The 21561-nt window shown below is 47.7% G+C and carries 21 protein-coding genes; 1 reads left to right on the top strand and 20 read right to left on the bottom strand.

The genetic code is table 11. The features are described from left to right. Window positions 1-26 precede the first annotated feature (26 nt). The 19 genes from MKY44_RS26665 to MKY44_RS26755 all read right to left on the bottom strand — a co-directional run bounded on the left by MKY44_RS26665 (window position 27) and on the right by MKY44_RS26755 (window position 18983). On the bottom strand, window positions 27-1478 hold the full coding sequence (locus tag MKY44_RS26665; RefSeq protein ID WP_341009312.1) for a SulP family inorganic anion transporter: 1452 nt from the start codon (window positions 1476-1478) through the stop codon (window positions 27-29). Window positions 1479-1999: 521 nt separating this feature from the next. Then, entirely contained in the window at window positions 2000-3670 is a 1671-nt protein-coding gene (locus MKY44_RS26670; protein WP_341009314.1) for an ABC1 kinase family protein, read from the bottom strand. After that, window positions 3671-4051: a phasin family protein gene (locus MKY44_RS26675; protein WP_036612779.1), complete on the bottom strand. Its 381-nt coding sequence runs from the start codon at window positions 4049-4051 to the stop codon at window positions 3671-3673. 72 nt (window positions 4052-4123) lie between these two features. Further along, the gene (locus MKY44_RS26680) at window positions 4124-4762 is read right to left on the bottom strand and encodes a ThuA domain-containing protein (RefSeq protein ID WP_074092596.1); all 639 of its coding nucleotides are present in this window, start codon (window positions 4760-4762) and stop codon (window positions 4124-4126) included. A 43-nt stretch (window positions 4763-4805) separates the two neighbouring features. Next, a complete protein-coding gene (locus MKY44_RS26685) occupies window positions 4806-5528 on the bottom strand; it encodes an SDR family oxidoreductase (protein WP_235193706.1) in 723 nt (240 codons plus the stop codon). A 178-nt stretch (window positions 5529-5706) separates the two neighbouring features. Beyond that, the gene (locus MKY44_RS26690) at window positions 5707-7206 is read right to left on the bottom strand and encodes a cobyrinate a,c-diamide synthase (protein ID WP_341009318.1); all 1500 of its coding nucleotides are present in this window, start codon (window positions 7204-7206) and stop codon (window positions 5707-5709) included. Between the two features lie 206 nt (window positions 7207-7412). Then, the gene (locus MKY44_RS26695; protein WP_341009320.1) at window positions 7413-8243 is read right to left on the bottom strand and encodes a uroporphyrinogen-III synthase; all 831 of its coding nucleotides are present in this window, start codon (window positions 8241-8243) and stop codon (window positions 7413-7415) included. Between the two features lie 130 nt (window positions 8244-8373). Continuing rightward, complete coding sequence (locus MKY44_RS26700; RefSeq protein ID WP_341009321.1) at window positions 8374-9576, bottom strand: GerAB/ArcD/ProY family transporter; 1203 nt, start codon at window positions 9574-9576, stop codon at window positions 8374-8376. A gap of 56 nt (window positions 9577-9632) precedes the next feature. Next, window positions 9633-9854 carry a hypothetical protein gene (locus MKY44_RS26705; RefSeq protein ID WP_036612790.1) on the bottom strand — a complete coding sequence of 74 codons (222 nt, stop codon included), beginning with the start codon at window positions 9852-9854 and terminating at the stop codon, window positions 9633-9635. Then, window positions 9847-11046 (bottom strand): Ger(x)C family spore germination protein, encoded by a 1200-nt coding sequence (locus tag MKY44_RS26710; protein WP_341009323.1) that lies wholly within the window; start codon window positions 11044-11046, stop codon window positions 9847-9849. The genes MKY44_RS26705 and MKY44_RS26710 overlap by 8 nt, the downstream gene beginning before the upstream one ends. Before the next feature lie 4 nt (window positions 11047-11050). After that, window positions 11051-12646 (bottom strand): spore germination protein, encoded by a 1596-nt coding sequence (locus MKY44_RS26715; protein WP_341009324.1) that lies wholly within the window; start codon window positions 12644-12646, stop codon window positions 11051-11053. A 174-nt stretch (window positions 12647-12820) separates the two neighbouring features. Continuing rightward, a complete protein-coding gene (locus tag MKY44_RS26720; protein WP_036667838.1) occupies window positions 12821-13156 on the bottom strand; it encodes a hypothetical protein in 336 nt (111 codons plus the stop codon). Window positions 13157-13200: 44 nt separating this feature from the next. Further along, entirely contained in the window at window positions 13201-13902 is a 702-nt protein-coding gene (locus MKY44_RS26725; RefSeq protein WP_341009327.1) for a pirin family protein, read from the bottom strand. Window positions 13903-14101: 199 nt separating this feature from the next. Next, window positions 14102-14515 (bottom strand): DoxX family protein, encoded by a 414-nt coding sequence (locus tag MKY44_RS26730; RefSeq protein ID WP_339788260.1) that lies wholly within the window; start codon window positions 14513-14515, stop codon window positions 14102-14104. Between the two features lie 51 nt (window positions 14516-14566). Continuing rightward, window positions 14567-15427: a M56 family metallopeptidase gene (locus tag MKY44_RS26735; protein ID WP_036667841.1), complete on the bottom strand. Its 861-nt coding sequence runs from the start codon at window positions 15425-15427 to the stop codon at window positions 14567-14569. Between the two features lies 1 nt (window position 15428). Further along, window positions 15429-15845 (bottom strand): BlaI/MecI/CopY family transcriptional regulator, encoded by a 417-nt coding sequence (locus MKY44_RS26740; protein ID WP_036612800.1) that lies wholly within the window; start codon window positions 15843-15845, stop codon window positions 15429-15431. A 207-nt stretch (window positions 15846-16052) separates the two neighbouring features. Beyond that, a complete protein-coding gene (locus tag MKY44_RS26745; protein WP_341009953.1) occupies window positions 16053-17516 on the bottom strand; it encodes a catalase in 1464 nt (487 codons plus the stop codon). A 289-nt stretch (window positions 17517-17805) separates the two neighbouring features. Beyond that, window positions 17806-18612, bottom strand: coding sequence for a winged-helix domain-containing protein (locus MKY44_RS26750; RefSeq protein ID WP_341009329.1), 807 nt, complete (start codon window positions 18610-18612; stop codon window positions 17806-17808). Beyond that, window positions 18588-18983 carry a Fur family transcriptional regulator gene (locus MKY44_RS26755; protein ID WP_036612807.1) on the bottom strand — a complete coding sequence of 132 codons (396 nt, stop codon included), beginning with the start codon at window positions 18981-18983 and terminating at the stop codon, window positions 18588-18590. The genes MKY44_RS26750 and MKY44_RS26755 overlap by 25 nt, the downstream gene beginning before the upstream one ends. Before the next feature lie 272 nt (window positions 18984-19255). On the opposite strand from MKY44_RS26755, the gene MKY44_RS26760 reads away from it, so the two are divergent. Further along, window positions 19256-20368 (top strand): GGDEF domain-containing protein, encoded by a 1113-nt coding sequence (locus MKY44_RS26760; RefSeq protein WP_341009330.1) that lies wholly within the window; start codon window positions 19256-19258, stop codon window positions 20366-20368. Between the two features lie 141 nt (window positions 20369-20509). Here the strand turns inward: MKY44_RS26760 and MKY44_RS26765 are convergent, their stop codons facing one another. Continuing rightward, window positions 20510-21448 carry an aldo/keto reductase family protein gene (locus MKY44_RS26765; RefSeq protein ID WP_047840782.1) on the bottom strand — a complete coding sequence of 313 codons (939 nt, stop codon included), beginning with the start codon at window positions 21446-21448 and terminating at the stop codon, window positions 20510-20512. Between the last annotated feature and the right edge of the window lie 113 nt (window positions 21449-21561).

A 21561-nucleotide genomic window follows, 5' to 3' on the forward strand; every position in this document is an offset into this window, starting at 1 on the left:
TGTACAACAACCTTCGTCCAACCAAGTTACGAACCGTGCCCTCCAGCTGTAGCAAATCCACTCCGCTCAAGAATACGGGAGCTTTCCTCGTTTAACCCGCGCAGGTGCACAGTTTTGCCCAGCTTGGCGTATTTGAACTTCACTTTTCCAATAGCCACAACCGCAGTGTTATCCCAGATATGTGACCCTCCGAAATCAATCGTGATCTCCTTCGGATCGGCCTCTGCATCGAACTCATCCACGAATCGGGACGAAGAACCAAAGAAGAATGGTCCGTGAACCCGGTATACCTTCTGCCCTTGCTCTTGGCTCGCCTGTACACGAATCTTGGTCTGTTTCCACCCAAAATGCAGCACACTGAGCACAACGCCGACCATAACCCCGATCGACAGATCGTGGGTATAGACCACAATTGCCACCGTCACGATCATGACAAATGCCTCCGCCCGCGGCACGCGAGTTATATTTTTGATGGAACTCCAGTCGAATGTCCCGATACACACCATAAACATTACACCGACGAGTGCACCCATCGGTACCTGTTTCACCACACCACTAAACAGCAGCAACAGGATCGCGAGAAACGCACCCGCAGTAAACGTAGATAATCTTCCACGTCCGCCAGACTTCACATTAATGACCGACTGCCCAATCATCGCACAGCCGCCCATGCCGCCAAACAAACCGTTCACAAAATTCGCGATACCCTGACCACGCACTTCACGGTTCTTGCTGCTCTTGGTCTCGGTCATCTCATCCACGATGGTTGCGGTCAGCAGGGATTCCAGCAAACCAACCAGTGCCATGGTGAATGAATAAGGCAGCAGAATCATCAGCGTGTCCCAAGTCCATGCAATATTCGGCAAGTGGAACATCGGCAGAGTGCTCGTTATATTTCCCATGTCACCAACTGTTCTTACGTCCAGATGGAACACCACGGTAATAATCGTCATCACGACGATTGCAATCAGTGGAGCTGGAACGCCTTTGAAAAACCGTGGCAAAATATAAACGATCGCCAGCGTGCCCGCTACCATTGCATACATGATCCAGTTCGCTCCAGTGAAGTGGGTTAACTGCGCCATAAAGATCAGTATAGCCAGTGCATTCACGAATCCGGTCAGTACCGAATGAGGCACAAACGAAATAAACCGTCCAACCTTAAATATGCCCAGTAGAAACTGGATAATGCCCGTCAATATCGTCGCTGCAAAAAGATATTCCACGCCATAATCCTTGACGAGTCCAACCATCAGTACCGCCATGGCACCGGTTGCCGCCGAGATCATGCCTGGTCTTCCACCAGCAATCGAGATCACAATCGCAATCGTAATCGAAGCGTACAATCCGACCATCGGATCAACACCGGCAATGATGGAGAAAGCAATGGCTTCCGGAATTAACGCCAGCGCTACCGTAATGCCTGCCAGCACGTCTCCGCGAATGTTGCCAAACCATTGTTGTTTTAAAGTATTCATATGTTCTTTGCCGTTCCTCCTACGTGTATTCCTTATAATGGACAATCCTACTGAAGAGTAACGGAAGCCGTTCACACTAACCAACTACCCAGGACAGCACAAAACAACGGATTCCTCTCCGCATCATTCGCCTATGCTGTGTTGCCTGAATTGCATCATTCTTCACCATCCGTATAACCTTGACGGGTTAATGAGCGCTCACGTCGTTTCCGTTCCAGTGTGTACCGCTGGTGTTCCATTACTGCATCAGTTAACTTACTCGTGCGACATCAGGAGCTGATCCTGATGCCAATAGGTTTTCCCCTCTCAGAAAAACCGGGTCCGTTAATGTACTGACCTATTATTATAGTCACAGGACTGGATATGTACTAATACAGTTATGGCGAAAAAACAGAACCTTTTCTTCTATTATCTTAATCTTTCTATAATTTACTCACCAATTCTCTATTCACAAAAAATAACCCGCAAAGATCCTTTGAAGAAAGTCTCTTTACGGGTATTCTTGTGATGTAATGCTGTTGCTAGAATCTTCCTGATTTGAATATCGAATAGAGCAGGAAAGCCACCATCAGAATCGCCACCAGGAAACCAATCTCAATGACCGGAATATCCCACAGCATCGTGGATTGATGACTGATCGAAGATCCGATAATCAAGCCCACCATGATGATACAAAAAGCGAGTAACACGATACTGAAAGACAGCCGATTACTAATCTGGTCCATTCTGCGCATGAGTGCGTCCAGTTCAGGGACACTAATCTCCAGCCTCAGCTTGCCTTTGCTAATGATGGATGATAACTGCCTTAACTGCCCTGGCAACCCAATGACACTCTCGGCCATATCGGCCGCACTGCGGAACAACCGATTCTTGATTCTTCCGGCGCTAAAACGTTCCTTGATCAGCTTACGGCCAAAGGGCTCGGCCATATCTACAATGCTCAGGGAAGGATCGAGATGCTCGATCACACCTTCCATCGTTAGCAACGACTTACCGAGCAACAGAATATCCGCAGGCATGACAACCCTGTGCCTCTGAGCTACGCCGAACAAGTCATTTAACGCCTGACCCACACTAATCTTGGAAAAGGGAATATCGTAATATTTGGTACGCAACTTTTCCAAATCCACATGAAGCCCACGCAGATCCATGTCATCAGGCATCATACCAAGTTTCTCAATTGCCCGGATCATACTGTCCGTATCTTTGCGCATTAACCCAATAATAAGCGAAGCGAGTTGCTGTTTCATCTCATCACTCAGACTGCCCACCATACCGAAGTCTATAAAAGCAAGGCGTCCATCCTTCAATACCATTAGATTGCCCGGATGTGGGTCAGCGTGAAAGAAACCCTGAATAAAGATCTGATTCAATAATGAATCCACCAACCGCTCTGCAATATTGTTCAGATCATGGCCGCGTTTGACCAGTTCTTCACGATCATTGAGCTTGATACCTTCGATATACTCCATAGTGAGCACACGTGAAGAAGTCTGATCCCAGTAAATTGTCGGGATTTTCACCTTTTTGTCCTGTTGGTATTGCTGTGCAATCTTTTCCGTATTCCGGCCTTCGACCGTATAATCCAGCTCGGCCATCAATGCCTGAGCGTATTCTTCTACCATTTGCGGAATCTGATATTGCTTCACCCAATCCCAGCGCTTCTCAGCCATGGCTGTCAGCTCACGCAAAATATCGAGGTCACGCTGCACAATACGCGATATACCCGGCCGCTGAATCTTGATGGCTACCGATTCACCGCTTCGAAGTTTGCCCAGATGCACCTGTCCAATGCTGGCAGCAGCTACAGGGGTATCCTCGAACCGGGAAAAGATCTCCTCCAGCGGTGTATCCAATTCCTGTTCCAAAATACCCCGTGCCGTCTCGGAAGAGAACGGCGGGACCTGATCCTGCAACTTCACCAGCTCGCGAATGACAGACTCAGGCAATAGATCTGCCCTTGTGCTTGCGAGTTGCCCCAGCTTGACGAAAGCTGGCCCCAGCTCCTGCAGCACAAGCCTGATGCGTTCACTCAGCGTTTTGGTGGTGTGTGCTTCACGCGACATCCACCGTCTGGGCAGAGCAAGCAGCTGGAACAAGCCCAGCTCCTCGACCATATAACCGAAGCCATGACGCACTAGCGCCATGGCAATTTCACGGTATCTGCCGACATGTTTGATTCGCACTGCCATCTACTCGATCTCGTTTCCTTTGAGAGGAGGAGGAACTTCAAGTGGAGCTGGGGATTCATCAGGTTGAAGCTGTGGTGAGTGGCCCAGTTCGGCAAGTTTTTTCTCCAGAACGGCAACGCGCTGTTCCAGACTGGTTACATCACTTTCGGATGCCACACCAGCTTCCTGAAGCACACGCTTGACCTGTTCCTGAATCACTCTCTTGAACTGGCCTTGCTCTTCATCGCCCCGTTCCAGCAGACGTTCAACCAAAGCTTTGGATTCACCGGGTGCAAGTTCCCCGCGCTTGACCAAATCATCCACGGTTTTCTCAATTTTTTCTTTGCTTACGACAGTAAGACCAAGCCCTAACGAGATCGCCTTTTTGAACAAATCGCTCATTTTTGTCATCCTCCTCTTCGTTGATCTCTATATTATACCCCTTACACTCCGCATGCAAAAATGTCAGTCCGATCAGACGTAACGTGCAGCCCATTTGCCTGCTTGCAGCAGTAACTTGCGGTACGTTTCGTGTGCAAAAGACGGTACATGGTGACCCGGCATCAGATAAACAATACGCCCAACACCATATCGATGAGCCCAAACCGCAGGCTTTGGTCCATCTTCGGATTGATATTCCAGCAAGATCTTCGTTTCGGCAAAAGAACCAAATTCGAACTGATACGGCTCTTCTTCCATTGTGAAATTCGAAATGCCCTCCGTTACTGGATGGCTTTCCGCCGTTACAGTGAATTCAAGCGGTGCATACGCGGGATGATGCAGGAACTTGGCACCGATCATCTGTTTGAGCTCATAACGATTTTGGAGCGAAATGCCGTTATGTATAATGACCAGTCCACCCCCATTACTTACATAGGACAACAAACCTGCTGTCTGCTGTGGAGAGACTTTCCCCTTCCAATCGTCCATGTATGAGATACATACATCAAACCCGGTTATATTTTCTTGCAGCAACATATTCCGATTCTCACTGCACTGCACAGTCATAGTATCATGGAAAATTCGGCTAATCTCCGCATCCACCCCTTGAAGCGGGTGCCAATCCGGATGTGTATAATCGCCAAGTAGTAATGCTTTTTTACGATGATCCATTCAATTAATCTCCTTTCTTGTTCACCTCACTGTATAAAACCAACTACCAGGGGAGCTTCTCTCCCTTGTAGTCCACATATGCGGGCTGATCTCCTTTAAACTGTTCATGGCGGTCGATAAGTACAGCAATATGCTGTGCAGATTGCTCGGGCGTGAGATCCGCAGCAACATCCAATTCGCCCCTCATATAACTCTGTACCCAACCGGGATGCACAAGCATCACTTGTCCGCCTTCATCCTTCAGACCATTGTGCACAAGACGGGCCTGCATGTTCAAAGCAGCTTTGGACATACAATAGGCATACCACCCATCCCGACTGCATTGTTCTATACTTCCAGCCTCGGAAGAGATATCAACAATCAGCTTGACCTGTCCTTGAAGAAGGAGGGGTAACAGGGAATGAGTCACACGCAGTGTACCTAAGGTGTTCACATTAAATACTTCAGCCATCTCCGCCATATTCAACGGCCCGCGGATATGATCCGTAATACTTCCTAGTATAGCCGCATTATTGATCAGCATATCCAAATGATTCGTATCCAGCTTCAATGTCTCCGTGAACAGAGCTACCGACAGGTCGTCCGCGATATCCAGTTCGATGGCGCGCAGATGGTCAGGATATCCTTCTGCAAGCATACGAATTCCCTCGGAATCTTCCACGTCCAGACCGGCCGCATACACAAGGTACCCTCTCTTCAGCATCTGTGCCGTCAAAGCCAATCCCAATCCCCGCGCAGCTCCCGTTACACATACGGTTCTCATCATGATGTCCCTCCCTCGCATAATGATTCTGTCTTTTATTCATTCCACATATTCATCTGAAAACCTTTAATTCAGAATGGGATCGCCAACTTCACGACCAAAGACTCAGGAGGTAAAAGTGAGATTAGAGCCATTTTGCTTATTGAATTCAGCTATCTATTCAAGCTATAAATAGCTGTTATTATCTCTGTATATATCGCTCCTGCCGATAGGCTGAACAATGTTCCACCCATCTTCGAGCGGCTGCCGGATAAGAGCCCAGATGAACGTGCGTATACCCCGCCACGATGTTGCCTGCGGCATACCCTTCTTGCTTCAAGCCACGTAACCCCTTGGTCTCATACGCATAAGGGATCGTTTCTTCATCACGATAGGTCATTGTCGAATAATGAAATTCATGACCCCTAAGTACTTCACCCTTTTTCAGCAAAAAGGAATCCTGAACGCTACTCGCTTCACGATAGCCAAGCGCAGCGCGCTTCTTCTGCATCTGCACCTGTGCGGGGATAATACCCGCCATGTCGAAAGTGACTCCCTCTCGGTCGGTCAACGTTTCTCCAAGCACCATGTAACCACCACACTCGGCAAATAAAGGCATGTTGGATTGTGCTGCCCGTCGAAGTCCTTCCAAGAACTTTTGGTTACCGGCAATCTCTGCTGCAAACTCCTCTGGAAACCCGCCGCCCAAATAGACGCTATCTACATCTGTTGGAATACCCTCACCAGCGAGCGGACTGAAGTATTGTAATCGAGCCCCGGCTGCTTCGAGCAATTCCAGATTATCAGGATAATAGAAATTAAATGCCGCATCGCGCGCAACGGCAATGACAGGCTGCATCGCATATGATACATGTCGATTATTAACGTGGATCACTGAATCGAATTGTGAATCGTAATTGGAGCCGGATTCAGCATTAGCCGAATCCGTGTGGGCAGTCGTGGCAGGACTCACTTCTTCTGCATTTAACGGCGTGGCGCTTGCCGCCAGTTCCAGTAGAAGATCCAGATCGGTACCTTCCATTAACACATCGGCAGCCCGCTGAAATAATGGCTCCAGTTCACCGCGCTCAATGGCAGGCACCAGTCCCAGATGTCTCTCAGGGATGGACATGCCCTCGTCCCGCTTCAGCCAGCCAACCACCGGAATGCCGCACATCTGCTCAATGGCTTTTTTCACAATGGAATAATGACCCGCACTTCCACACCGGTTGACGATCACTCCGGCAATATGTAATTCAGGCTCCAACTGTTGAAAACCCAGGACAATCGCGGCCGCACTGCGAGCCATGCTGCGTACGTCCACAACCAGGATCACAGGAGTCTGGGTCACTAGAGCAATCTCTGCAGTTGAGCCTGTATTGCTGAGCGGATCTTTGCCATCGTAGAGGCCCATAACGCCTTCTATAATAGAAATATCATGCCCGGCCGATGCCTTATCGAACGTATCTCTCACATACTCAGGCGATGTCATCCATGCATCCAGATTGCGTGACGGTCTGCCCGTAACAGCGGTATGGTAGGTCGGATCAATATAGTCTGGGCCGCATTTGAACCCTTGTACACTCAAACCACGCTGAGCGAGTGCTCTCATCAGCCCCAAGGTTACTGTCGTTTTCCCTGCACCACTTCCGGTGCCTGCAATGATCAGTCGGGGTCTGGCGTTACGATCTGCAATGGTCATCGTCATATCCACCTTTTCTTCGAAATAAGAAAAGCTTCTGATCGAAGCACTATCAAGGATGTACATTCGTGTTTTAGTTGTAACGTATAAATTCTATAATCTAAACAAAACCGCATCATATAGCGATGCGGTTAAGATTAATGCACACTCTTTATTCATGAAGCGACGCCAAAAGCTTTTTGTCGAACTGATCTAAAAGCAGGCCACTAATCTCTAATCTTGGCCGCACGCCCTGCTGCAAAGTAACGTCCAAGCTCAACGATGAGTGCTCCCATCTTCTCTTCCTCCGGAATGACCAGTGCCTCAATGCCTTCTTCACGCATGGAGTTTGCTGTAACTTTACCTACAGACGCAGGAATTACACCTTGTCTGAAGGCTGCAAGCATCGGCTCAAGCTTGTCCTGGGAGGCCGCATATTGCGTCAGAAATCTGACCTGTGGTCCACTTGTGAACGCAACAGCATCTACTTCGAAATTTAGAATCTCATTCAATAACTGTTCCAACTCTGCCTCTTCTGGCGGTACATGGCGATAAGGAAGCACTTGTCTGACGATGGCACCTTGTTCTTCCAACCATGCAACGAGTTTGGGAGCTGTCTCCCCATGAAGCTGCAACATAACCTTTTTCCCTGCGAGATCATGTGGGGCGAATTCTCGGATGAGACCGTCCGTGCTACCGTCATCATCTCGTACCAGCGGTGTTAACTTGCGCTTTTTGAGCGCATTCACCGTCTTGTATCCCCTTGCCGCAATTGAGGATTCCGATAACACATCCAACAATTGGCCTGCCACTTCCATATCCTCAGCCATTTCAAACAATGCATCCAATCCCATACCCGTAGTTAACACCGCCCAGTCTGGCGGGTCTGAGATCCAGGATACCAGCCCATCTCTGATACTCCGATCATCCAGGAATACGGTCCCCTGTGCCGGTCGCACAAGCGGGATTCCACCCATTTTTTCAACCAGTATAGACATTTCTTTCGATTTTCGTGGTCCTGTCAATGCTACACGCACACCTGCCAAATGTTGAGCCATTCATGTTCCCCCCGTTAGTTCAGCCGAATGTTCATCAGTCTGACTACAGTATACAGGGTACTTCTGTGAAGGGAAACTGCGCTTTCCCTCTTTTTGCCCGTTCATCTATAAGGATTTTTGATGGAATGCATCAGGAAGGCTGGAGTTCCCCACCATGAGAATCCTGCCTTCTTTTCTCTCCGTTCTTCTCCGAATCAGAGGATTCTTGTCCCTGTTCATGCTTCTCTTTCTTTGACTGGTCTCCCGATCTCTGTTGGGTAGATTCTTTTTTATCCTTTTTGCGAGGGCGAAGGAAAAGAAACAGCACAATGGGGAACAACACTTCAAAAATAATGGCAATCCATGTCCATTCCCGAGTAAATCGATTGAGCTGAATAGCATTTCGGAAGAACCAGAACGCACAGACAAATCCGACCAGTGCAACCGGGCCTGTCAATACCTTTCCCGATACGTTCGGAATCATTCGCTTCATTCCCCAGCAGACAAAGTACAGGTCAAATGCAATCTTCGTGATCATGGTAGGCAAGGTTGCCGCAGCCAGCGCAAGGTCAAACCGATCCAAGAAATCACTGATTTGCAGCTGCCTTGCCAGCTCATAGGATGGGTATACCAGTCTGGAAGCAATAGGAACTCCGATCGCAGTTATCGTCTCCACAAGGATTAGCATCATCAGGATTGCGGAGAGGATAATACCTGACACAACCGATTTAAATCGAAAATCACTGCCCTTGATAACAAAAGGCAATGCAATCATCTCTCCGTAAAACGAAAATATGTACCAACTCCCCTTGCCCACTCCCGTAACATCAACGTGAAAATACGGCATCAAATTATCCATATTGATCTGTTGAATGAGCATGAAAGGCACAATCACGGAGTTTAAGAGAAACAATGTCACATACAACTCCGACATACCGATTAAGGAGCCGAGCCCACCTCTGACGATAAAAACTCCCATAACGATCAGTGATAACACAATGATGGAGATGGGCGTGGTCTCTAACAAAGTTATGCTGATATAATCCCCCGTTAACCGGATATCCCTCGCAAACACAAAGAAAAAAAACAAAATGTACATCAATCCTGCGAGCCTTCCCAAAAAGGGGAATCGCCCAGCAAGGGCTTGAAATAGATCCTGATCCGGAAATCTCCGCTGGACCCGACTTAACATCCACATGGATGCAAGCATCACTACGACTACAGGTATATACGAGAGATAAGCGTGTTGTTCCGCATAGTAGATAGCTTGCGCGTGAGGCTGAATTAACGTTCCTGAAATACTGAGCAGCAGCACGAGCAGGATCATCTGACGGTGTGTCACTCTCTGATTCATGATATACCTCCTTTCCCTCTCGCGATCTCGCAAACTTAATGCATCCTGTCCACAACCTAGGGCAGTGGCAGTAAGCGCTGGATAACGTGGCTTATCCATACCGACACAAATAAGGTTTTGCTTAGATTAGTCACATAGAACCAAATGCCTGTAGCCACTGCTATCAAACTATAGGATAGCCAGCGATTAATGGCAGCTGCCTGTTTCAAATGTCTGAAATCCATCAAAATGACCACGATTACCATGGCCAGGAAGGTAAATAAGAGTGGTTTAATCATGTACAACTTCATCCTCTCCGACGCCAATTGGTTTATTGCTCACCCCAACGTTTTCAATAAGGACATGGGGGGTAACCGTCACCTCAACTTCAGGGTATATGTCATCCCAACGATCCTTCATCGTGTCCCACTTGGCCGGCAGATGTTGATGAATGGATCGACCGATTCCAAGGATGTCCGCATGGTATTTTCCCTGAACCAACCGGACACCTTCCTCGATATCCAATTTTATTTTCTCGTGAATGGCTTCATGTAACTTCAGAATCTCATTCTCACGCCGGTCGCCATAATTGGATTCGTTATCTACGAGAACTCCCTTGGCATATAATTCAATATTCACGGTGACCTTGTCAGCCTTGATACTGGGATGTAGTGAAGCGTTGTTCTCGTTCAACTTGATGAACATATTTCCATCTCCGCCAGGAGCTTTAACCATAATCTCCGGTGCATTGGCCTCGCCCATAGCAAGAATGAGCGCATCGGCTGGAGCTTTGTCAATCATGCCAACCAGCTTATCTTTCTTGAAAATGGCCAACCCATCCAGCTTGATGTTTGTTTTGGCGTCCTTCCACCCTTTTGGAACATTGGTCACTTTCGAAGCGACCGGCAGGAATGGATCCACACCTTCACTAAGAATGGCATCGATAAACGTTTTAAGTGAACGTGGATTACGCATATTGAGGAAGCACAGTTCCCGCACCATCTCGGATGGAAACTTCTCTATAGGTGCATCCGTATCCATGACCTCATATGCTGCACCTTTTGTGACCACTGGCAATGCAGAGAGTCGGTTCAGCGGATACCGTGTAAACAGATCGAGCATGGGGGCCACGCCATCCCGGGCAAGCTCCTCACCAATAAGCATCGTACGGCGATGCGCGTAATAGATTGTTCGTGAGAGTTCCTTTTGACCTTCAATAGACGTACCATGCACAGATTTGGCTGTATTGGATAACATGAACCAGGATTTATCCCCACTCGTGCCGCCTCCGCCTCCTTCACTACCGGAAGAACCGGATTGTCCCGGCAGAGCAATCTGAAGACTGGATCTGTAATTGTCCCCCTCCTTATCGACAGCAATACCAATCACAAAGGCAACATCGTTAATCTCCTTACGATCCCAGCAACCTGAAATAAAAGTGGTACATAACAACAACGCTATTACTGCCCGGTACTTATATATGAACTGCATGGGTTCACCACCCTTCCTCAGCTTCAGGGGAACCGTTGATCTTTTCGGTCATCCGTTTCTGATCCCGATGTACCGTAGAAGGACGATTGATCATTTTCCACCACGGCACACGAATGAGAATGTCTTTGGTATCTGTTTTACTGTACGGGCTAAGACCAGAGAGATATGGGACACCGAACGAAGTCATCTGTGTCAGATGCACCGAGATCAGGACCAAGCCGATGACGATGCCGTATAGTCCAAGCATACCTGCCAGTAACATGATCGGAAATCGGAGCAGACGCACCGTAATCGCAAAGTTAAATCGCGGGATCGTGAAGGAAGCTATGCCTGTCATGGATACGATAATAACCATCGGGGCGGACACAATCCCGGCCTGAACCGCAGCCTGCCCAATCACAAGTGCACCAAGGATACTGACAGCCTGACCCACGGTCTTGGGTAACCTGACCCCCGCTTCCCGGAGAGCTTCGAACGACAGCTCCATGATGAGGGCTTCGACCAGTGCCGGAAAAGGTATAGCCTCCCGTGCACCCGCAATACTCAGAATCAGCGTAGTTGGCAGCATGTCCTGATGAAATGTTGTAATAGAGATATACAGGGCTGGCAGGAACAGAGCGATGGCTACGAACAGGAAGCGAATCCACCGCACCAGATTACTGATGAAGAATCGCTCGTAATAATCCTCGCTGGCTTGCAGCATCTGCCACATCGTGACTGGAGCAATCAGCGCAAAGGGGGTGCCATCTACCATAATGGCAAAGCGTCCCTCCAACAGATTGCCTGCAACCGTATCCGGCCGCTCTGAGTAGTGCATCTGAGGGAAAGGGGAATACGGATGATCTTCAATTAATTCCTCGATATAACCTGTCTCCAGGATGCCATCAATATTGATTTTTTCCAGACGTTTCTTGACATCTTGAATCGTTTTTGGATCAGCAACACCTTCCAGGTAGGTCAGCACAATATCTGTCTTGGTGTCTGTGCCAAGGGTCATACTCACCATCTTGAGAGAAGGTGTTTTCAGCTTGAACCGCAATAAGGCCGTATTCACACGGAGCGTTTCGGTAAACCCCTCCCGCGGTCCCCGAATCACGGATTCTGTCTGCGGTTCCTCCACACCACGTCTGACGCCGCCTTTGACATTGAACATCCAGGCTTTGTTACTTCCATCGACCACCAGAAGGGCAGAGGATGCCAGCACCCCTTCTGTCGCAGCAGCCCAGGTATCCACTCGCTTCACCTGTGTTAGCTCAACGGTTGTATCATCCAGTGGAACATCAGGTTCATCTGTACGCTGCTGTACCAGCCCTCGAATAATCGGACGCAGCATGTGTTCCTGGATATCAGCCGAATTAACAATGCCTTCGATATAGACCAGAAGTCCTTTCACTTCAGGCGTAATCATGACGTTGCGAAAAACCACATCAGAACAATCGGAGAAGATTTCCTTTACCGCCTTAATCTGAGTTTCATGTACTGCACTAATCGGCTGCCGAAGAAAAGGCGGGGACGGCAGTCCCAAAGGAATATGTTTTTTTTCTTCTGAAGCTCGTCCCGGTTGCCGGGACTTGTCTTTCCCAGATGTTTTGTCCGCCATATGCCGCCCCTCCGTTCTTGTTTTTATACAAGGTAGCTTGTGCCAGACAGCAGGGAATTATGTGGTCTTTTTTGCAAAATTACGATTAAATCCTCTGCGTTTTCAGACAGCAAAAAGGCCTCTGTATTTAACAGAGACCTCTGGGATGTTCCAAGTTCTATAGGTACTTATAAGTTAATCCGCAAAATAATCTTCAGGCACATAACGAATCTCCGACTTCGCATAGATGCTTAGCGTGTGACTCTCCCTGTCGTACACTACCCGTTCACCATCTACGTAGTACCAGTGTTTCAAAAGGGGCTGATCCTTGCGTTGGACGAAGCGAAATACGTTCAGTTCCTGTCTAAGCTCCATAATCTGTTCCACAATCTGCTCGTCCAGACCCGTAACGGTAAATATGAAACCTGTACCCTCCTGTTGGAACCGATAGGACAGCGAATCTGTTTTGCTATTAGCTAATCCTCGCCCGGTCACCGCATGTTTAACCATAAACCATTCCTGTTGCGCCATACGTGTATATCCTCCTTCATCTTGGAGTTCATTTCATCAGCCATCTACGGCAAATCAATAATCATATAGAACGTATCTTCGTTTGCTTGCAGTTCGATTGAATCCCGCTGTTCCACACGAGCCGTGTCGCCTTCGTTCAACAGGTACTCTCCGTCCAATCCCAGCTTGCCTTCGATGGAGAAAATATACATTCGACGGCCTGCATCCTGATTAAAGGTTAACGTTTCGTCTTTGGCTAATCGGCCAAGGTAGATCGTCATATCCTGATGAATGGTCGCAACTCTTGGTCCCCCATCTGGGGATACAATCGGCACGAGTGCTCCTGCCAATGCCGCTGGATCAAATGATGTCGTCTCATAGGAGGGCTCCAACCCTTTTGTCTGTGGCATGAACCAGAGCTGAAGCAAACGTACTTCTTCGGTATCGGATGCATTATGTTCGGTATGAATCATGCCACTGCCTGCTGACATCCGCTGGATACCACCAAAGCCTGTAACGGCTACATTCCCCAGGTTATCTTCATGTCGCAACTTGCCGTTCAGTACGATGGATACAATCTCCATGTCACTATGCGGGTGAGCCCCAAAACCGCGACCAGGCGCGATCACATCGTCGTTCGCTACCCGCATCGGTCCAAACGCCGTATTCTCCGGGTCTTGGTATTCTCCGAAAGAAAAGCTGTGACTGCCACGGAGCCAGCCTCGATCGAAGCTGGAGCGGGCATCGGATGGAATGACGTTAATCATAAAATGCATCCTCCTTATTTTTTCTTAGTAGCATACTTATTCTCATTGTAACAAACCTTAGGCATGTCGTCCAAACGAAAAAAGTTCTCTACTGATCAGCCCGGTTCGCAAATCAATTCCCGAACCGGCCTGGCCAATAAAGAACCTCATTACAGGAATAATCCTGCACTTCATTATTTTTTAGCAATCGTTAGTCAATTCAAGCACTCACATTCTGGCGAGCGTTCCCCTGTCTGGAGAACAGATAATCCACGGCCAGGAAGCGGCTTCCTGTGAAGAGCAGTGTCAGGGAACCCGCCAGCAGCAGGTAATCTAACTCGGTACCACTCAGGAACGGCTCACCCATTTTGGCTGTAAACAGAACGCCAACCATCACGATGGCAAACAGGGCAGCAAACACACGAGTTCCCAGACCCAGAATCATCGCTGCACCACCCACCAACTCAATAATGGCTACAACGGATGCAAGAAATCCGGGAATACCGATACTTTCGAAAAAACCTACTGTACCGCTGATTCCACCTTCGAATTTACTCCAGCCGTGCAATACAAAGATCAATCCGATCATAATCCTTGAGAAAAATAATCCAATCTCTACACTTTTATTATTCATGTTCATCATCCTTCCTAGTGTTATACTCGACTTCACATTTAGCCAATTAATTTATCCGATGGACCAAACAAACAAGATAGACAGCAACAGGAAAACAGTAGCCGACATCAGAACGGCGTAGCGTGGTAGCCTCAGCGTGACGTCCTGTTCCGGGTCCAGCAGACGTGAAATTCGGACATTCACCGACGTATCCGCAAATGAGGATTGAACGGTCAGTTCTTTAGCACCCCAAGGTTCAGGACAAGCACGGAGCAGCTTAAGCAAAGCACTGCCAATGCCCGCCACATTGCCTGTACGCTCAATGGCCTCATTGTCTGCCAGAATTTCTCTAACAATATTGTAATGTTTCGAAGTATGCTTCAATACGGGAATATACGGCATCATGATTGCAAATACCGATAACAGTGTTGTCTTCAGTGGGTCACGGTGCCACAGATGATGGACTTCGTGATACACAACTGCAGTCTCCTCTTCTGCATCCAGCATCGTCAGAAGCCCCGTGGAGAGTACGATGCAAGGCCTCCATAAACCAATTGTGAATGCAACCGGAGAATGCTTGTCCACCACAATGAATCCTGGCTGTCCGAGATGGTGATACTTGGACTCCAGTTCGCGAGACAAGGCACGCACCTCCATGGAGCGAAGCTTACGTACGGCTGCTCTGGTTTTCATCATACGCACCATTAACAACCAGCCTGTTCCCGCAAATGTCAGCAATACCAGTGCCAGCAGGAAATGTCCCACGGATAACCATCCCAGTCGACTCATCCAATGATTGCAGAGCCAGAGCAGGTTAAACGGGATATCCCAGCCAAAAATTTTGTACATCGCGTACATGAACATCTGCATGAACACGAGTAACGGAATGCCAAACCCGACGGTAAACAAAAGTTTCGAGCGGGTCTTCCACATCTTAATCGCTATCCTTTTTCCATTGTTTGATCTTCTGTTCCAAGCGTTCAATCAGACCCGCATCTGCTTCGTCCAGCGCATCCAGCATATGATTCAATGCCAAAGCTCCGAATTCATCCACCAACTCATGTGACAGTTCCTTGGATTGGTCGTTCATAAACTCCTCCTTGCTCTGTACCGGTTGGTACAAAGATGTTCTGCCTTTTTGTGACTTTCCGAGAAGTCCCTTGTCTACGAGCCGGTTCATCACGGTCATAACTGTATTAAAATTGACGTCTTTGTCTTGTTCAAGTGCGGTCTGCACTTCACGGATGCTGCTGCCAGGATGAGCCCATAAAATGTCCATAATCTTGGCTTCCAGCGGACCGAAAAATCGGTTGAGCCCACGCTCACCCACTTTGAAATTGTGTATTCTCATTTTCTGACACCCCTCACACTACCCATTGTAGTGCCATCAAATGAGAAGTCAACCTCTATGTCAGCTATTTTATGTAAATGATTTGTAAATTTGTTTTCCATTTCAGTAAAAAAGGCCAAAGACCGGGAGTTCCGCACGTTCGCGGTTTTCCCGGTCTTCAACGAATATCAGTCCGTATGATGTTGTAGAACATGGTCAAACTGTACTTTATTTTCCATCCTGTGACGGCATATGTGCAGAAATATCCACGCCGAGTCCATGAGCCAAACGTCCGCCAAGCTGTCCATCCGCCCGGAAGAAGTGGCACAAGGCACGCATTTGAATATCAACAGATACGCCCTTGAGGTCATTAATCAGATTATCAAGCAAATGCTGCTGCTCTACAGGAGTAAATGAACGGAAAAGCTCACCTGACTGCGTATAATCATCCGTCTTCTCGATTTTCTCTCTTGTAACATGCCCTTGCAACGGAACCTGACTGTCCCGGTATGCCGGATCTTCTTGCGGGCTGTTTCCTGAACTGTTGGGCTCATAGTTCACCGGAGATGGGTCCTGATTCACATTCATGAGTCCATCACGCTGATGATTACGAACGGGTGCGTACGGGCAATTCACCGGGATTTGCAAATAGTTCGGTCCAAGCCGGTGACGCTGTGTATCTGGATAGGAGAATAGGCGTCCTTGCAACAATTTGTCTTCAGAAGGCTCAATTCCGGGTACAAGCGCACTAGGAGAAAAGGCCGCCTGCTCCACTTCAGCAAAGAAGTTTTGCGGATTCCGATTCAGGGTCATGGTCCCTACCGTATGGAACGGTAATACATCTTCAGGCCATGTTTTGGTTGGATCGAGCGGATCAAAAGCAAAATCATCCATTTGCTCCGGCTTCAAGAGCTGTACCTGAAGCTTCCACTGCGGGTATTGCCCGTTCTTGATATGTTCATGCAGGTCCCGGGTAGCATGATTAAAGTCTTGCCCCTGTACTTCGGCAGCTTCCTGACGAGAGAAGCCTCGCACGCCTTGTGCAGACTCCCATTTGTATTTCACATAGTGTACCTGTCCCTGTGCATTAATCCATTTGAAAGCATGTACGCTGAAACCATCCATCTCCCGATAACTTGCTGGTGTGCCCAGATCAGAGAACAACCAGGTCATCATATGTGTTGATTCCGGTGAGAGGGTCATAAAGTCCCAATATCGAGCAGGTTCCTGAATATTTGTATCCGGAGCCGGCTTCAAAGAATGCACCATATCAGGGAACTTCATCGCATCACGAATGAAGAAAACAGGCAGATGATTACCGACAATATCATAGTTGCCTTCCCGTGTGTAAAATTTGACGGAAAATCCACGTGGATCTCGTGCAGTCTCTGGTGATCCCGTACCATGGATAACGGTTGAAAAACGAACCAGCACATCCGTCTCCGTACCTGGATCTTGCAGGAAGTCAGCTGTTGTATAAGCCTTCATACTCTGCTCCAGCGTGAATACACCATGAGCTCCGGCACCTCTCGCATGTACGACTCTTTCGGGAATACGTTCACGGTCAAAGTGGGCTATTTTCTCAATGAGATGGTAGTCTTCAAGCAGTGTCGGCCCTCTTTTGCCTGCTGTGCGGGAATTCTGGTTATCACCTACAGGTGCGCCCTGATTTGTAGTCATACGTTCTGTCATCATGTCGTCCTCCTCTAATGGGTCTCACGGCTGTTATATATCTACTATTAAAATCATATTCGGCTTCGGTTTAAATATACATTTAGACTTGATCTAACTGTTAAATTGATTCTAACATGTCCCACTCTGCTCTTGCATGAGGTTCACATGAGATTAAGATGAGGTTCTTCAACACTTCATGAATGAACTATGAACATGTTTTAGGGAATGATTCTGATCTGCCTATCTATTAGGTAGTACCCGAAAAAGCATGAAGTGAAAGATAAAATTTGGGCAAAAAAAAAGCGGACTAATCCGCCAGGCGGTAGCCCACTCCTCTTACTGTTACAATATATTGCGGCGAAGACGCATTATCGCCCAATTTTTTGCGCAAGCTTTTGATATGAACATCGACCACATTACTTCCACCTGTAAAGTCCGTCTCCCAGATATCGCTGAGCATTTCCTCACGGGAAATGACTGCACCTTTGGCATCAATCAGCTTGAGTAACAGATCATATTCGGTCTTGGTTAGATGAATCCGTTTATTATCGCGCTGTACACTCATCCGTTCACGATCAAGCCACAGATCTTTAAATCCGATACGGTGCCCTTCCTCAGGCAAAAAACCACGGTTGGGCAAAGCAGGACTGTTTCCAATCATGCGCTGCACCCGGTAAAGTGCTTCCTGCGGGCGTGCAGGCCACACCAGCAACTCCTCCTGAAGCATCGGTCCACTTGCGCTGCCAATCATCTTCTCACCGACCAGATACAGACAAGGGGTTGTATGCTCAGCCTCACGATTCAATCGGCTGCTAATGCCGGCAAATGCATCGATAGTTCCGGCCACAGACAGATCATAGATCAACAGATCAAAGACAAGACGCTCATGCAGATCCGGTTCCCAGCGATGGAAGACCAGTACATCAAAGCAGCTATCCGTTAAGGCCTTTACCAGTTCATGAACCTGTCCCGGCATCGGGCTGATCAGAATAACACGCCGTGTAACAGGACAATTGTCCACAAGGGGTGTTGAGTCAGACAAGGCTGGTTTAACCCTTAGGGGTAAACGGCGGCCAGGCAGTTTTATTTTTACTTGATCCGTTTGTTTCTGCATTCCCCGCAGACACCTCCAAAGACCACATGAGCATGATCGATTGCATATCCGGTTTCTTCAGCTACCTGTTTCATCCATTGTGGAGGAACCTCTGTCATCACCTCGTCCACTTTGCCGCACACTTCACACATAATGTGCTGATGATCATCCATACGGGCATCGTACCGGCTTGCTGTCTCTCCGAGTTTAAGTTCCCGTATCAATTCTTTGTCCGTCAGATAGCGAAGAGAATTATACACTGTACCATAAGCAAGATTATATCCTTGTTCCACGAGTCGATTCATGACATCAGCAGCTGTCGGGTGATCCTCTGAATGGCGCACCACATCATATACTGCTTGCCGTTGTATCGTCAGATTTAAAGTTCTCACAACCATTTCTCCTTTATTATTGATCCATTTTATATGAAATCAGACACTGATCTTCTACTTATGATGGTCTTCCCAAAAAGAAGGAATACATTTTGATTTAGATTAAGTATAAATCTCATTGTATATTGAAGTCAATATCACTCTAACATCCTGTATATGCAAATAAAACATCTTTCCCAGCAATCCCCTCATAAATTTGGGATAATATGGTTCGCTACAGCACCGCTTTTCAGATAAAATGTAGGGATGTGCGTAAAAAGGGGGAATGTCGGTTGTTTAGCACTTTTTTCATTAATATCTGTGTCATGATTACGTTTATGTATGTGTCCGGGATCATCGCAAAGTTCTATAGTATCCGATTGCCATTTCCCTCGTTACGTGTTCAGTTGATCGGCGGCTTATTGTTCGGTATATATGGCACAGTACTCATGAACTATTCTTTCCCTCTGAACGAAACTACAATTGTAGATCTACGTCATCTGGCCATCGTTACCGCAGCGGTATATATGGGAGGATTGGCTTCGGTCGTTACGGGACTTATGATCTCGGTCCTTCGTATTCTGATGTTCGGCTTATCATCCTCTGCCATAGATGCAGGATTTGTCATGACTCTGATCGGACTGTCCGGTGTATACTTCGCCTATGCTCCCTGGTCCAGACTGACCAAAATAATTACAATGAATCTGCTTGGCATGACATTAATCTTTATCATCCTTATGTTGAATACAGACAGCATGAATTCATTAATGAAGATATATCCGTTACAAATGACCATTTCCTTTGCCGGTGGAATATTTATCTATTTCATCGCAGAATTCATTAATAAATCCAATGAAATGTTATTTCTATTGGAAAAAAGAGCTTCTACCGATCATCTTACCAACCTGAGCAATCGACGACAGTTCGAAAAATCACTTCAACTGGAACTCCAGCGTGCGAGGGATTACCAACAGAAACTTTCCTTGCTTGCCATTGATATTGACCGATTCAAAAAGGTAAACGACACCTATGGTCATTCCGCTGGCGATGCGGTCCTGAAGCAACTAGGACAACTGCTCGTTGAGCATGCACGTTCTGCTGATATCGTGTCACGAAACGGTGGGGAAGAATTTGCCATTCTCTTGCTAGACTGTGGACACCATCAGGCCGTGGCTACCGCCGAATCTATACGACAGGCTGTAGAGAAATACCATTTTGCTCTGCCCGACGGGCACACGACACGTCTAACCATCTCCATTGGTGTAGCCGTGTATCCCGATCATTGTGATGATCATGACGATGACGACTTCTTCGAACAGGCCGATCGTGCTTTATATGAAGCCAAGAATACAGGGCGTAACCGTGTGTGTGCCTTATCTTTTCGTTCCTTGCCTCTTACACTTTAAAGTAAGATCTAACCTTTCAATAAACTAACATTTCAACGTTCTCCAAAAAAAGGGATGTCTCGTTCGCCCATTCAGGCGCACAGGACATCCCTTTTTTTATAGATCATTGCATATCATCTCAGCTTGTGTACTGACAGGAGATCAAGCAAGGATGCTCTCAATCTCCTCCACAATGGCAGCATCCAGCTTCACGCCAGATGCAGCCGCGTTCTCTTTTACCTGCTCGGGACGACTCGCCCCTACAAGTGCACTGGATACATTGTTTTGGCGCAGAATCCAGGCCAGGGCCAGTTGCCCAACCTTCAGATCCAGCTTGTCCGCCACTTCAATCAGTTGACGAACTTTCCCGATACGATCCGCATTGATCTTACCTTCGTCCCATCCTAGCTTGGCAGCACGGCTATTCTCTGGGATATCGGAAACGGACGTATATTTCCCAGTCAATAGACCTTGAGCAAGCGGGGAATATACGACTTGTCCGATGCCTTTACGCTCGCCGAGCGGGATAATTTCATTTTCGATATAACGGTCAAACATGTTGTACACCGGCTGATTGACCACGATACGATCCAGAAGCAGACGATCTGCTGTACCCAACGCAGCTTCCATCTGAGCCGCTGTCCACTGGCTGACACCTACATATAACACCTTGCCTTGGCGTACCAGATCATCGAGCGCGCGGAGTGTTTCTTCAATTGGTGTTTCGGTATGATAACGATGGCAGTAATAGATATCCACATATTCAACGCCCAGGCGCTTCAAGCTGGCTTCACATTGCTCCTTGATATGTTTGCGAGACAACCCCTGATCATTCGGACCATCACCCATTTTGCCAAATACTTTGGTTGCAAGTACATAAGAGTCACGGGAATATGCTTTGAGCGTCTGCCCCAGCAATTCTTCTGCTGCACCCCGTTCGTATACATTGGCAGTATCAAAAAAGTTAATGCCTTCATCAAATGCAGTTTCAATTGATTTCACCGCATTCTCACGTTCCACATACCCTCCGTACGTCAGCCAGCTTCCCAGGCTGATCTCGCTCACTTTCAGTCCGCTTCCACCTAATCTGCGATAATCCATTGATTGCATATCCTCCTCTGTTGGTTATAAAGATGAAGTTCACTTACTATTGTAACGTAACCAGCTCGGAATAAAAGGGCTTTGGCTCAGAAAATGGAAAATGAAAAGAAGCG

It is taken from the genome of Paenibacillus sp. FSL R7-0026, assembly GCF_038004485.1.
GTDB lineage: Bacteria > Bacillota > Bacilli > Paenibacillales > Paenibacillaceae > Paenibacillus > Paenibacillus xylanexedens_A.

Coding starts and splice junctions, on each gene's coding strand:
- MKY44_RS26675 (WP_036612779.1), bottom strand. CDS start 4,051: ATGAGCGATTTGTTCAAAAAGGCGATCTCGTTAGGGCTTGGTCTTACT.
- MKY44_RS26725 (WP_341009327.1), bottom strand. CDS start 13,902: ATGATTAACGTCATTCCATCCGATGCCCGCTCCAGCTTCGATCGAGGC.
- MKY44_RS26695 (WP_341009320.1), bottom strand. CDS start 8,243: ATGGCTCAACATTTGGCAGGTGTGCGTGTAGCATTGACAGGACCACGA.
- MKY44_RS26685 (WP_235193706.1), bottom strand. CDS start 5,528: ATGATGAGAACCGTATGTGTAACGGGAGCTGCGCGGGGATTGGGATTG.
- MKY44_RS26745 (WP_341009953.1), bottom strand. CDS start 17,516: ATGACAGAACGTATGACTACAAATCAGGGCGCACCTGTAGGTGATAAC.
- MKY44_RS26730 (WP_339788260.1), bottom strand. CDS start 14,515: ATGAATAATAAAAGTGTAGAGATTGGATTATTTTTCTCAAGGATTATG.
- MKY44_RS26710 (WP_341009323.1), bottom strand. CDS start 11,046: ATGCAGTTCATATATAAGTACCGGGCAGTAATAGCGTTGTTGTTATGT.
- MKY44_RS26715 (WP_341009324.1), bottom strand. CDS start 12,646: ATGGCGGACAAAACATCTGGGAAAGACAAGTCCCGGCAACCGGGACGA.
- MKY44_RS26680 (WP_074092596.1), bottom strand. CDS start 4,762: ATGGATCATCGTAAAAAAGCATTACTACTTGGCGATTATACACATCCG.
- MKY44_RS26705 (WP_036612790.1), bottom strand. CDS start 9,854: ATGATTAAACCACTCTTATTTACCTTCCTGGCCATGGTAATCGTGGTC.
- MKY44_RS26750 (WP_341009329.1), bottom strand. CDS start 18,612: ATGCAGAAACAAACGGATCAAGTAAAAATAAAACTGCCTGGCCGCCGT.
- MKY44_RS26765 (WP_047840782.1), bottom strand. CDS start 21,448: ATGGATTATCGCAGATTAGGTGGAAGCGGACTGAAAGTGAGCGAGATC.
- MKY44_RS26720 (WP_036667838.1), bottom strand. CDS start 13,156: ATGGCGCAACAGGAATGGTTTATGGTTAAACATGCGGTGACCGGGCGA.
- MKY44_RS26740 (WP_036612800.1), bottom strand. CDS start 15,845: ATGAGAATACACAATTTCAAAGTGGGTGAGCGTGGGCTCAACCGATTT.
- MKY44_RS26690 (WP_341009318.1), bottom strand. CDS start 7,206: ATGACCATTGCAGATCGTAACGCCAGACCCCGACTGATCATTGCAGGC.
- MKY44_RS26670 (WP_341009314.1), bottom strand. CDS start 3,670: ATGGCAGTGCGAATCAAACATGTCGGCAGATACCGTGAAATTGCCATG.
- MKY44_RS26665 (WP_341009312.1), bottom strand. CDS start 1,478: ATGAATACTTTAAAACAACAATGGTTTGGCAACATTCGCGGAGACGTG.
- MKY44_RS26735 (WP_036667841.1), bottom strand. CDS start 15,427: ATGTGGAAGACCCGCTCGAAACTTTTGTTTACCGTCGGGTTTGGCATT.
- MKY44_RS26700 (WP_341009321.1), bottom strand. CDS start 9,576: ATGAATCAGAGAGTGACACACCGTCAGATGATCCTGCTCGTGCTGCTG.